Raw genomic sequence first — 12,688 nt, forward strand, 5'->3', positions numbered from 1 at the left:
GATTACAAATGAACGCGACGCACCCAAGAGGCTGCGCCTGCGGTCTTTGAAAGGCAAAAGCCCAAGGCCTGCGCCGTGGGCTTTTGCCGATCGCGCAAAACCTCTTGGGCTAGCCTGCGGCGACACCCGCCTCGGCAAAGGTCGCCATGCCGCTGTGGCACGCAATGGCCCCTTTCAGCACCTGGATTGCCAGCGCCGCGCCAGAGCCTTCACCAAGGCGTAGGCCCAAGGACAGCAGTGGGGCCTTGCCAAGCTGCTTCAGCAGGGCAGGATGCGCGCTTTCGGCGCTTTCATGGCCTGCCACCGCATGGTCCAGCGCACCTGGATCGGTGCGCAGCAGGCAGGCCGCTGCGGCGCAACAGATAAAGCCATCCAGGATCACCGGAATATGCAAGACACGCGCAGCGGCAATCGCCCCCGCCATGGCGGCGATTTCGCGCCCGCCCAGGCATCCCAACGCATCCAGCCCATCGCGGATCGCAGCCTGGTGCAGCGCCACACCTTCAGCGACAACCCGGCTCTTGTTGGCAAGCCCGGCATCGTCGACACCGGTGCCCCGGCCAGTCCAGTCTGCCGCGTCACCGCCAAACAACGCAAGGGCCAGCGCGGCCGCAGAGGTGGTATTGCCGATACCCATCTCGCCTACGACCAGCAAATCAGCCTCCCGGTCAACGGCGTTCCAGCCCGCCTGCAAGGCGGCCAGCAGATCAGCCTCGGGCAGGGCTGGACCCGTGGTGAAATCCTGCACCGGGGTATCCAGCTCCAGCGCATGAACATCCATGCGCGCCCCGGCCAGTTTGGCAAGCTGGTTGATTGCCGCGCCGCCCTGTTCAAAGTTGAGCACCATCTGGGCGGTCACCTCGGCCGGGAAGGCAGAAACGCCCTGCGCCGTCACCCCGTGATTGCCTGCAAAGACAATGACCTGCGGCGATGTGATCGCTGGCCGGTCCGTCCCGCGCCAGCCGCCATACCAGATCGCCAGATCCTCTAGCCGTCCCAGCGCGCCGGGAGGTTTGGTCAGCTGGCCATTACGCTGGCCAGCCGCATCAAGCGCCATCTGGTCTGCACCGCTGGCCTGTGCCAACTGGCGGCGCATGTCATCAAGGGAAGAAAGTGTTGGCAGCATTGACTAAAGCCTCGTTGCATCTGAACCGCAGGTGCGGGTAAATCTGGTTCGTCCTGTTTAGCGGCTTATCGCGGCTTCACAAGTCCTGCATGAGGCCCGCAAATGAGAAAAAACGACACATCTCTGGTGGATATCCCCCTGGCGCTGGTGCTACTGACCCGGTTGCCGCTGCCGCGCCTGAACGCAGCCAGCTTTCATCGGCAGGCGCGCGCCACATGGGCCTTTGCGCTGGCCGGGGTGGCCGTTACCCTGCCCGCCTGCCTGCTGGCACTACTGGCCCTGGCGCTTGGCCTGCCAGCCCCCCTTGCCGCCGGGATCTTGCTGGTGGTTCAGGTACTGTTGAGCGGCGCGATGCACGAAGACGGACTGGCGGATTGCGCCGATGGGTTCTGGGGAGGGTTTGATCCTGCCCGTCGGCTTGAGATCATGAAGGACAGCCAGATCGGCAGCTACGGCGTTCTGGCGCTGGTGCTCTCGCTTGGGCTGCGCTGGCAGGCCATTGCGCTGCTGATCGAACTGGAGCAGATCTGGAGCCTGCTGGCCCTGGCAGCCCTGAGCCGGGCCGCGATGCCCGTTGTGATGCTTTGGCTTCCCAATGCCCGCCAGTCGGGCCTTTCGCAAAGCCTCGGGCGGCCACCCCGGCGGGCCGTCGGCCTTGGCGTTTGCCTTGCCGTTGCACTGGCGCTGCCATTGCTGGGGGCGCATATTCTGGCCGTTCTCGCCATGCTCGTGCTTACCTGTCTGGGACTGGGGGCTTTGGCACAGCATAAGATCGGTGGCCAGACCGGCGATGTACTGGGCGCCTGTCAACAACTCTGTGAAGTTGCGGGAGTGCTTACCCTCGTCGCCATCTACAGCTGATCTGCGACCACAAAAAGGCCCGCAGCCAATAAGACTGCGGGCCTCTTCCCGACTATTTTCTCAAGCCCCAGCCTGATCTGGTGCGCACCGTTTCAAAGGGGCAACACTCGGATCAGGCGGCAACCCGTGAGGTCAGCACATCGCCGACCTGTTTTGCGGCCAGGATTTCGTCGCCGCCTGCCACTGCGGCAACTTCACGGGTCAACCGCTCCAGAGCGGCTTCATAAAGCTGGCGCTCAGAGTAGCTTTGCTCGCGCTGATCATCGGTGCGGTGCAGATCGCGCACCACTTCGGCAATAGCGATCAGATCGCCAGAATTGATCTTTTGCTCATATTCCTGCGCCCGACGGGACCACATGGCGCGCTTGACCTTGGCCTTGCCCTTCAGGGTTTTCATCGCCTGATTGATCACATCCGGAGAGCTGAGCGAGCGCATGCCCACTTCGATCGCCTTGTTGGTTGGCACCCGCAGCGTCATCTTGTCTTTTTCGAAGGTAATTACAAAAAGTTCCAGCGCAAAGCCGGCCACTTCCTGTTCCTCAATCGAAATGATCTGCCCAACCCCGTGGGCGGGATAAACCACAAATTCGTCAGGACGGAATGCGAGCTTCTTCGATTTTGTCATACAGGTCTTTCCTTGCACTTGAGGTCGGCCTAGTCCCCGAAGGGAGATCCGACACAACAACGGCAACGCTTGCGCCCCGGCCCCGCAATAGTGCGGTACCAGAGATCAATCGTCACCGTGATTCAATCCCCCAGCCCGCGCGCGACATCAACTGTGCTGCGTGAGGTGAGTTCCAGTTTCATATACATCTGATGATTATCATATCACAAAAACCCCCTCCCCGAAAGGCGGGCAAGGGGTGAAGTGGCGCCGAACGGTCAAAATTCGGCCATTTTAAGCGATTTCAGCAGGATAGCCGCCGTAAATTATCCGAAATTTCCCGGATTACCCGCCTTCACCGGGGGCTTCGGAAAAATATTTCTCCAGCTTACCCTCTTCTCCGTCACGCTCTTCCGCGCCGGGCATCGGGTCTTTCTTGGACACGATCACCGGCCACATTTCGGAATACTTGCGGTTGAATTCAACCCATTTGTCCATATCTGGCTCGGTATCCGGACGGATGGCATCCGCCGGGCATTCCGGTTCACAGACGCCGCAATCGATGCATTCATCCGGGTGAATAACCAGGGTGTTTTCACCTTCATAGAAACAATCTACCGGGCAAACCTCGACACAGTCGGTGTATTTGCAGGCAATGCAGTTATCCGTAACGACATAGGTCATGTGGGTGCGGTCCCATTTGTTGTTTGGCCACTAGCTAAATCAGACTCGCCCCAGCTTCAAGCCATCACGTGAAGTCCCGCTGGCGGGAAAGGTCAAGCGCTCTGCGAGTCTTCTTGTCAGGACGCCCTTTTCCCTCAAACCCGGGGTTTACAGGTACATTGTCCTGTTTTGGCGTTTTATCAAGATAAAGCGCCTGTGCCTCGGGGGCCGGACCGCGGCGATTGCCAAGGGCGAGGACTTCAACCACACGGGTTTGTCGCCCCTGTGGAAAGCTCAGAACATCGCCTGGGGTGACGCTCTGAGCCGTTTTTGTGATCTTGGTGCCGTTGAGGCGCAGATGCCCGGCGCTGACCTGTTTGGCTGCAAGGCTGCGGGTTTTGAAAAACCGCGCATACCAAAGCCATTTGTCGACCCGGAGTTTAGCAGCCTGCGGCTCCATGCCGGGTCAATCGCCCTGTTTCAGCCCCATGAGAGCTGCGGCAAAGGGATTGTCCGGATCGATCTGCTTTTCCTTCTTGGGCGGGCGGGCGGAATAGGTCTTGCCCCCCTGCTGCTGCGGGCGGCCCGCTTTTTTGCCGCCGGGCTTTCCACCGGGGCGGCCAGCGGGTTTACCAGCGGTGCGCTCACCAGAGGAACCAGCCTGACCAGACCGTGCCTTGCCACCAACGCCACGCGGCTTGCCACCGCGGCGTTCCTGACCGTCCTGACCAGAAGCATCGCTACGCCGCGCGCCACGGTTGCCGCCCTGGCGACCACGACCGCCCCAGGCAAAGGTATAAAAAACCTCCATCTCAGCCTGGGCCTCGGCAGCAGTGTCAGCAGCGCCCTCTGAGGGGGCCTCAGCCGGTGCTTCCGTCGGGGTCTCGGCCGGTGTTTCTGTCGGGGTCTCGACAGGAACTTCGGCTGGGGGCGCGGTTGGGGTCTCTGTTGGTGTCTCAACCGGCGCTTCAACAGGTGTCTCGACCGGTGTTTCGCCTGGCGCGTCGGCTGCTGTATCGCCTGATACCTCAGCTTCGGGTTCTTTGGCAGTCTCTGCCGCAGCCTTCACCTTGGCGCGTTCGCCCTTTTCGGCACGGTAGCCAAGTCCCTGCATCAGATCTGCGAACTGCTCTAGCGTCATGCCGGTGATCGACAGCATATCGGCTTTGGCCTCAAAGCCGCCTCGGCTGTCTTCGGCGCGCAGCATGTCGGCCAGACGTTCCAGCATGTCGATGCGGATCATCCGCTCGCCTGCTTCGCGGTAGCCGGACATGGTATCATAGCCCTTAGGCGCGTCTTTGGCGGCAGGCACGGTGACCAAACCGGGAGGCGGCGCTTCGGGGAATTCCTGCACACCATTGGCAAGCGACCACAGCACCAAACGCAGGCGCGTCGGAGCCGGCTTCAGCAGCAGCGGCATGAAGATGGTGAACTGACCAAAGCGAATACCGTGTTTGCGCAGTGCGCCACGGGCATCCTGATCCAATTCTTTTACTTCCTGCATCACGGTATGACGCGGCAGCAGCCCAAGAGCTTCGACCAGACGGAAGGCAAAGCCACGCGCCAGGCCGGTCAGCTCTTCGTCTTTTTGCAAATTGATAAGCGGCTCAAACAGCGCCTGCACCTTGCGAGAGATGAAATGCTGCAAGCGGCGTTCGACCTTTTGCGCAACATCGGCGCCGGCGGCATCGTCAACAAAGACTTCAACCTGCGGGTTCAGCGGGTCAGCGCCGGCCACCAGTTTACCAACCGCAGCGTCGCCCCACATCAGGCCACCCTGTTCGGTGAAGTCGATCTCGGTATCGGGTGCATTGTAGAACCGGTCGGCGCGCAGATGGAATTGCGGCGCCAGCGCCTGCAGCGAGGCAGACTTCAATGTCTTTGCCTCGGCGCCCTGTGCGCTTTTGTCCGGCGTAAACCGAAACCCGTCCAACCGTCCGACAAATTCGCCCTCGACGGTCACTTCACCCTTGTCATTCACTTCGGCCAAAAGGGCCTCCTTCTGTTTGAGCCGGCGCAGAAGCACGGATGTGCGCCGGTCCACAAATCGCTGAGTCAAGCGCTCGTGCAGCGCATCTGACAACCTGTCTTCTACAGCGCGAGTCACCCCGCGCCAATGGCTTTCGTCATGCAACCAATTTTTACGCTGTGAGACATAGGTCCATGTACGAATAAAGGCCAGCCTCTTGGAAAGAGTATCAATATCGCCATCCGTGCGGTCAATTCGCTTGATCTGGCGGGCCAGCCAATCATCCGGGACCACGCCGCCGCCATGCAGATATTCGAATATACCCCCAATCAGCGCTGCATGTTCCCCATGAGAGATACCACGAAAATCCGGAATCCGGCAAACATCCCACAGCAAACGCACCGATTGCGGGTTGGTTGTGCGCGAGATTATGCCGCTATCGCGGGACAGAAATTTCAAAGCTCCCAGATCATCAGCCTCACGGGCGCGCATCAGGACTTCGTCCTCGGGGATTGATTCGAGCGAACGGATCAGCGCCTCGACGGTGCCGAACTGCAGATCAGACGACCGCCAGTTGAGCTTTTTCAGCGGCTCAAAACGGTGTTCCATGATGGCCTCGGCCACATGGTCGTCCAGCGGGCGGGCATCCCCGGTGACGCCAAAGCTGCCATGGCTCATGCCGCGCCCGGCACGGCCCGCGATCTGCGCCAGTTCCGCAGGCATCAGGGGCCGCATCCGGCGGCCATCAAATTTGGACGTGGCCGAAAAGGCCACATGGTCGATATCCAGATTCAGCCCCATGCCGATGGCATCGGTGGCCACCAGATAATCGACCTCGCCATTTTGATATAGCGCCACCTGGGCATTGCGGGTGCGCGGGCTCAGCGCCCCCATGACCACCGCAGCACCGCCTTTTTGCCGTTTCAGCAATTCCGCGATGGCATAGACGTTATCAACCGAAAACCCCACGATCGCTGTGCGCGGCGGCATCCGGCTGATCTTTTTGGAGCCACCATAGACCAGTTCCGACATGCGTTCACGGCGCAGGAATTCGACCCCTGGCACCAGCGCTGCAATCGGCCCGCGCATGGTGTCGGCACCCAGAAACAGGGTTTCGTTGGTGCCGCGCGATTTCAACAGCCGCTCGGTAAAGACATGGCCGCGTTCCTGATCGGCACAGAGCTGGATTTCATCAATGGCCAGAAAATCACAGCCCATGCCGGGCGGCATCGCTTCGACCGTGCAGATCCAGTATTTGGCCCGCGGCGGCACGATCCGCTCTTCGCCGGTGACCAGCGCCACCACGGAAGGGCCGCGAATGGCGACGATCTTGTCATAGACCTCGCGCGCCAAAAGCCGCAGTGGAAATCCCATGATGCCAGTGCGATGGCCCAGCATCCGTTCAATCGCGTAATGCGTCTTGCCGGTATTGGTCGGTCCCAAAACCGCAAGTACCCGTGATCCGCCTGCCATCTGTTCAGCCCCTATTCTGCCCCTCCCCTACAGGTCAATTGTGACACTTCGGGGACCAGGTCGGCTAAAGATCCTTGCCTGCCACCTGGGGCTGCAGACGTTCCAGCGCGTTGAGTACTTCCTCATGATGGGGATGTATAGCCTTGGCCCGTAAATAGGCCGCATGGGCGCGCTGGGGCCTGCGAAACTGCTCAAACACGGTGCCCAGTGCATAGATTGCATTGTAATCATTTGGATTCAGTACCAGGGCGCGTTCCAGATCGGCAACCGCAGGACCATAGAGCCCGGCCACATGATAGGCCCGCGCCCGCAGATACCAGCCCCGCGCAAAATCCGGCGCGTGATCGGTCAGCGCCGTCAGATGTTCAATGGCAGCAGCAACATCGCCTGCCTCCAGCGCGCGATTGGCCCGCGATTGCAATAGGTCCATCGCTGCCGATCCGCTGTTGCGCCACAGGGCCTGCAACTCGCGGTCGAGCGCCGAGGCCGCCTTGGCATCGGCAGAAACCAGCGCAGCCAAGAGCGCAGATTCGTCGGATTTTTCGTCCGCCGATATTGCCAAGGGTAGCGAAATAGTGACTGTAAACAGCGTTGCCGCCACGATAGCTTTGAGGTTCAGGTGATTTGCGATCATGATGGCTCAGTGTAACCCTGCGCAACATATTTTCCAGTACTGGAAATCGCTGCGTCACGTAAAATTGCGCAAAGCGCCAAATTTCAGTTTTGGTGCCACCCGGCGCACCGATGATCAAAGGACGTAACAATGAGCGAAACACTCGAACAGGCCGCTGCCGCCATGAACGAAAAATTGGCCGGAAGCGATTTCTCGGCCTCGGCAAAATTCCAGATCGAAGGCATGGGGGCCATTGTCCTGGACAGCACCGGCGCCCGCGTCAGCGATGACGAAGCCGATGTGACCCTCTCGGCGGATGCCGAAACCTTTCAGGATATTCTGTCTGGCGAAATGAACCCCACCAGCGCCTTTATGTCCGGCAAACTGACCATTGACGGCGACATGGGCACCGCGATGCAACTGGCGTCGGCGCTGGCCTGATGGACAAGAGCCTGATGGACCTGACCCCAGCGCCCTATTTTGCCGAGATCGCGCAGGGGCCCGACACAGGGCAGGCCCATTGGGCAACCACAGAGGACGGGATCCGCATCCGGGTTGGCCACTGGCTGCCCCCCGAGGACACCGCCGCCAAAGGCACCGTGCTGATCTTTCCCGGTCGTACTGAATATATTGAAAAATACGGCCCCGCCGCTCTCGAATTTGGCGCGCGCGGCTACGCGACACTGGCTATTGACTGGCGCGGCCAGGGCCTGGCGGATCGCATGTTGCCGGACAGTCGCCTGGGCCATGTCGACGACTTTGATGATTTCCAAAAAGATGTCGCCGCGACGGTCAAACTGGCCAAACAGCTGCACCTGCCTGAGCCTTGGTTCCTGCTTGGCCATTCGATGGGGGGCGCCATTGGTCTACGCGCCCTGATGGAAGGGCTACCCGTCAGGGCCTGCGCCTTTTCCGCCCCCATGTGGGGGATCCTGATTCCGCCGGCTCTAAAACCCATTGCACGCCTCCTGGGCAGCCTTGCCCCCGGTCTGGGCCTTGGGGGCAAGCGGGTGCCGACCACCACCGTCGGCCACTATGTGGAAACGGCCCCCTTCAAGAACAATACCCTGACCAATGATCCGGCGATGTATCAGCTAATGATTGACCAGCTGCGCGAGCAGCCCGCACTGGTGTTGGGTGGGCCAACGATCAATTGGCTGACCCAGGGGTTGAAAGAATGCGAATCCCTCGCGAACCGCCCCTCGCCGCCACTGCCCTGCATTACATTTCTTGGCAGGCAGGAGCAGATCGTCAACAGCGCCGCCGTGCAGGACCGCATGGCCCGCTGGCCCGGCGGCGAGCTGGATCTGATTGACCCAGCCCAGCATGAAATCGTGATGGAAGCCCCAGAGATTCGCGCCCGAGCCTTTGACAAGATGACCCGGCTGTTTGATCAATACCGCTAGCCGATCCCGACGCGTGCTGCGGCCAATATGCCAAAGCGCGGGTAAAATGACGTCAGGCCAAACCTGCACCAATTGCTGCGCATAAATTCCGCCCTGCCCCGAATTTCGGCGCGGGGCTTTGCTTGTGATCCGGCCATGCCGCGCTTAGATGTTGTGCAACGCTGAAACAAACATGCCCGCCAAGGAGGCCCCATGTTGCCACTCCCCTTCCCTGTCCGTGATGCCAATGCCAGCTCTGGCTCTGATGAGCTGGGCAACCTGCCCGAATGGGATCTGACCGACCTTTACGCAGCAGAGGACGCGCCCGAGCTGCGCCGCGATCTGGACTGGTTGGAGCAGGAATGCAGCGCCTTTGCCGCCGATTACGAGGGCAATCTGGCCGGGCTGGATGCCGATGGCCTGCTGGCCTGTGTGCTGCGCAATGAAAAGATCAATGCCATTGCCGGGCGCATCATGTCCTATGCGGGCCTGCGCTATTATCAGCTGACCACCGATGCTGATCGCGCCAAGTTCATGTCCGACATGCAGGAAAAGATCACCGTCTTCACCACACCGCTGGTGTTTTTCACGCTGGAAATCAACCGCATTGAAGACACCGCGCTTGAGGCCCATTTTGCCGCCAATGCCGATCTTGCCCGCTACAAACCCGTGTTTGATCGCATCCGCGCCATGAAACCCTATCAGCTGTCAGACGAGCTGGAAAAATTCCTGCATGATCTGGGGGTTGTTGGCGACGCCTGGGAGCGTCTGTTTGACGAAACCATTGCCGGGCTCACCTTTACCATCGACGGCCAAGAGCTGAACATCGAAGGCACCCTCAACCTGCTGACCGAACAGGATCGCAGCAAGCGCGAGGCCGCCTCGCGCGCATTGGCAGAGGTGTTTCAGGACAACATCAAGACCTTTGCCCGGGTCCATAATACCCAGGCAAAGGAAAAAGAGGTGGTCGATCGCTGGCGTGGCATGCCAACACCACAGACTGGGCGTCACCTGTCAAACCATGTCGAACCCGAAGTGGTCGAGGCCCTGCGCGAAGCCGTGGTCGCCGCCTACCCCAAGCTCAGCCATCGCTATTATGACCTGAAACGCAAATGGCTAGGGCTGGAGCGCATGCAGGTCTGGGATCGCAACGCGCCCCTGCCGATGGAAGACAGCCGCGTGGTGGACTGGGCGCAGGCCGAAAAAACCGTGATGGAGGCCTATGAGGCCTTTGATCCGCGCATGGGGGAAATCGCCGCGCCGTTCTTTTCCAAGGGCTGGATTGATGCGGCTGTCAAACCCGGCAAAGCCCCCGGCGCCTTTGCCCATCCCACCGTCACCGACGTGCACCCCTATGTGATGCTGAACTACCTTGGCAAACCGCGCGACGTGATGACCCTGGCGCATGAGCTGGGCCATGGGGTGCATCAGGTTCTGGCCGCTGATCAGGGTGAAATGCTGTCCTCCACCCCGCTGACCCTGGCCGAAACCGCAAGCGTCTTTGGTGAAATGCTAACCTTCCGCAAGATGCTGGAAAAGGCTGAAACCAAAGAACAGCGCAGGATCCTGCTGGCAGGCAAGGTCGAGGATATGATCAACACCGTGGTACGCCAGATCGCGTTCTACGATTTTGAATGCAAACTGCATGCGGCCCGCGCCCAAGGCGAGCTGACCCCCGATGACATCAATGCGCTATGGATGTCGGTGCAGGCCGAATCCCTGGGCGACGCCTTTGACTTCATGGAAGGCTATGAAACCTTCTGGGTCTATATCCCGCATTTTGTCCATTCGCCCTTCTATGTCTACGCCTATGCCTTTGGCGACGGGTTGGTAAATGCGCTCTATTCCGTCTACGCCGAGGGCGAAGAAGGATTTGAGGACAAGTATTTCGACATGCTCAAGGCGGGTGGGTCCAAACACCACAAAGAACTGCTTGCGCCCTTTGGTCTTGATGCCTCGGACCCCAAATTCTGGGACAAGGGGCTGTCGATGATTTCCGATATGATCGACGAACTGGAAGCCATGGAGGACTGACGTCCTTCCGCCTGCGCCCGACCGGCTCAGACGTATTTGATCTTGTCCGCCACCTAGACGTGCAAGCCGATCAAGTTCTGTTTTCCAGCCCTGTCGCACAGGCCTTTGCCCCCGGAAGATGGCGTGAATTTTCACGCCATCTTTTTTGTGCCCCCGGCTGGCCATGCGGATGGATTATTTGACCGCAGAGCGTGCCCCTCTTGCAGCGCCATCAACGACCGACGCAATTTTATGAACGAAATCAAACCTCAAGACCACGCATGCACGGCACGGTTTCCCTGTCGCTTCACCCTAGAGGAAATACCCGACAATAAAAGTCAACTACTTGATTTTGCACGATCTTTTCTGAAAACAATATTGACGCACCACGATATACATTCTAGAAAGAGGGCAGGATTTGCAGCACGCCAGTTCACAGGCAGCACGCAGCAAGCTACTCCAGCCAGTCCCGATACGGGACCCGCCAGACAGCCAGCCCAGCCAGCCCCCTATCGAACCAAGCCAGCCAGCCAATCCTGATCGTTCGGCCTGATCGTTCGAATTTTGCACAGCTGACCACAATACCGCCTGTGGCGACAGGCAGCCGCCAGCAAGACGCCCCATCCCGCATGCCAGCCTTCACAGAGGCCAGCCAGCAAGACAGGCCCCAGCCCCATGAACGGCACCGCAGCCCGCCATATTGGCCAGCGACGGGACAACCAGAAAAGATAAGCCAGATGCCCGCCACGCCCGCCCTCTCGGCCAGCCTAGGCGCTTCCCAGCCCTCTTCTTGCCAGCACCAGCCAGCCCCCCCTAGGCCAGCCATTTCTGCAGGCCAGCCATTTCTGCGCGCCTTAGCCATCCCAAACAACAAAAGGCGGAGCCATCTGGCCCCGCCTTTGCTGATCATCCACATGGAAAGAAGGTCGCGCCCTTATTGCAGTGCCAACATCCCCTTGGCCGCAGCCATTTCACGCATCTTCTTTTGCAGCTTTTCAAATGCACGGACCTCAATCTGCCGGATACGCTCGCGGCTGACGCCATACTGCGCGCTCAGCTCCTCCAGAGTCTGCACCTTTTCCGCCAGACGCCGCTGGGTGAGAATATCCTTCTCGCGGTCATTCAGCACCTCAAGCGCATCACCCAAGAGGGCGCGGCGGGCTTCCAGCTCATCGCGGGCCTCGTAATCGCCAGCCTGGTCGGCATCTTCATCTTCCAGCCAATCCTGCCACTGCATGGTGCCTTCGCCTTCGCTGCCAACCGTGGCATTCAGCGAGGCATCACCACCGGACATCCGGCGGTTCATCGAAACCACCTCGTCCTCGGTCACGCCGAGATCATGGGCGATCCGCTTAACATTTTCAGGCCGCAGGTCACCCTCTTCCAGCGCGCCGATACGGGCCTTGGCCTTGCGCAGGTTGAAGAACAGCTTTTTCTGCGCCGAGGTGGTGCCAAGTTTCACCATCGACCAGGAGCGCAGCACATATTCCTGGATCGAGGCACGGATCCACCACATCGCATAGGTCGCAAGACGAAAGCCTTTTTCGGGATCAAACCGCTTTACCGCCTGCATCAGGCCAACATTGGCTTCCGAGATCACCTCGGCCTGTGGCAGGCCATAGCCTCGGTATCCCATAGCGATCTTGGCGGCCAGACGCAGGTGCGAGGTCACCATCCGATGCGCAGCACTGGAATCTTCCTTCTCCACCCAGGCCTTGGCCAGCATGTATTCTTCTTCCGGCTCCAGAAGCGGGAATTTACGAATTTCTTGCATATAGCGGTTGAGACCGCCTTCAGGTGTTGGCGCGGGCAGATTTGCATAATTAGCCATTAACGGTCGCTCCCAGGATGTTTATGGATTTAACATTAGGTTATATGGGTCAGCGTTTGCGCCCTTTCAAGGGGGCGCTAACATGAAACACCATAGACCGTGCTGGCGCAACTATCTGTGACGCATATCACAGATAGTTGCAAAACTAGT

At 59.7% G+C, this 12,688-nt stretch carries 11 protein-coding genes; 4 read left to right on the plus strand and 7 right to left on the minus strand.

Annotated features, from left to right (window positions below):
* Positions 1-109: 109 nt before the first annotated feature.
* Complete coding sequence (gene cobT, locus P2081_RS01780) at positions 110-1,126, minus strand: nicotinate-nucleotide--dimethylbenzimidazole phosphoribosyltransferase (RefSeq protein WP_278921152.1); 1,017 nt, start codon at positions 1,124-1,126, stop codon at positions 110-112.
* A 102-nt stretch (positions 1,127-1,228) separates the two neighbouring features.
* Here cobT and cobS point away from each other — a divergent pair, with 102 nt between their 5' ends.
* A complete protein-coding gene (gene cobS / locus P2081_RS01785) occupies positions 1,229-1,987 on the plus strand; it encodes an adenosylcobinamide-GDP ribazoletransferase (RefSeq protein ID WP_278921153.1) in 759 nt (252 codons plus the stop codon).
* 112 nt (positions 1,988-2,099) lie between these two features.
* Here cobS and P2081_RS01790 read toward each other — a convergent pair whose 3' ends face one another.
* The 5 genes from P2081_RS01790 to P2081_RS01810 form a co-directional block, all read right to left on the minus strand.
* A complete protein-coding gene (locus P2081_RS01790) occupies positions 2,100-2,612 on the minus strand; it encodes a CarD family transcriptional regulator (RefSeq protein WP_232400241.1) in 513 nt (170 codons plus the stop codon).
* A 324-nt stretch (positions 2,613-2,936) separates the two neighbouring features.
* The gene (gene fdxA / locus P2081_RS01795) at positions 2,937-3,275 is read right to left on the minus strand and encodes a ferredoxin FdxA (protein ID WP_122072740.1); all 339 of its coding nucleotides are present in this window, start codon (positions 3,273-3,275) and stop codon (positions 2,937-2,939) included.
* A 64-nt stretch (positions 3,276-3,339) separates the two neighbouring features.
* The gene (locus P2081_RS01800) at positions 3,340-3,714 is read right to left on the minus strand and encodes an RNA-binding S4 domain-containing protein (protein WP_278921154.1); all 375 of its coding nucleotides are present in this window, start codon (positions 3,712-3,714) and stop codon (positions 3,340-3,342) included.
* A gap of 6 nt (positions 3,715-3,720) precedes the next feature.
* Positions 3,721-6,696, minus strand: coding sequence for a helicase-related protein (locus P2081_RS01805; protein WP_278921155.1), 2,976 nt, complete (start codon positions 6,694-6,696; stop codon positions 3,721-3,723).
* Positions 6,697-6,760: 64 nt separating this feature from the next.
* Complete coding sequence (locus P2081_RS01810; protein ID WP_278921156.1) at positions 6,761-7,330, minus strand: tetratricopeptide repeat protein; 570 nt, start codon at positions 7,328-7,330, stop codon at positions 6,761-6,763.
* Positions 7,331-7,459: 129 nt separating this feature from the next.
* Here P2081_RS01810 and P2081_RS01815 point away from each other — a divergent pair, with 129 nt between their 5' ends.
* The 3 genes from P2081_RS01815 (at position 7,460) to P2081_RS01825 (ending at position 10,728) form a co-directional block, all read left to right on the plus strand.
* Positions 7,460-7,750 (plus strand): SCP2 sterol-binding domain-containing protein, encoded by a 291-nt coding sequence (locus tag P2081_RS01815; protein WP_278921157.1) that lies wholly within the window; start codon positions 7,460-7,462, stop codon positions 7,748-7,750.
* Positions 7,750-8,715, plus strand: coding sequence for an alpha/beta fold hydrolase (locus tag P2081_RS01820; protein WP_278921158.1), 966 nt, complete (start codon positions 7,750-7,752; stop codon positions 8,713-8,715). The genes P2081_RS01815 and P2081_RS01820 overlap by 1 nt, the downstream gene beginning before the upstream one ends.
* 192 nt (positions 8,716-8,907) lie before the next feature.
* The gene (locus P2081_RS01825) at positions 8,908-10,728 is read left to right on the plus strand and encodes a M3 family oligoendopeptidase (protein ID WP_278921159.1); all 1,821 of its coding nucleotides are present in this window, start codon (positions 8,908-8,910) and stop codon (positions 10,726-10,728) included.
* 913 nt (positions 10,729-11,641) lie between these two features.
* Here P2081_RS01825 and rpoH read toward each other — a convergent pair.
* A complete protein-coding gene (gene rpoH, locus P2081_RS01830; RefSeq protein ID WP_278921160.1) occupies positions 11,642-12,538 on the minus strand; it encodes an RNA polymerase sigma factor RpoH in 897 nt (298 codons plus the stop codon).
* Between the last annotated feature and the right edge of the window lie 150 nt (positions 12,539-12,688).

Origin of the sequence: Pseudophaeobacter profundi (assembly GCF_029697505.1) — a bacterium.
Classification (GTDB): domain Bacteria; phylum Pseudomonadota; class Alphaproteobacteria; order Rhodobacterales; family Rhodobacteraceae; genus Pseudophaeobacter; species Pseudophaeobacter profundi.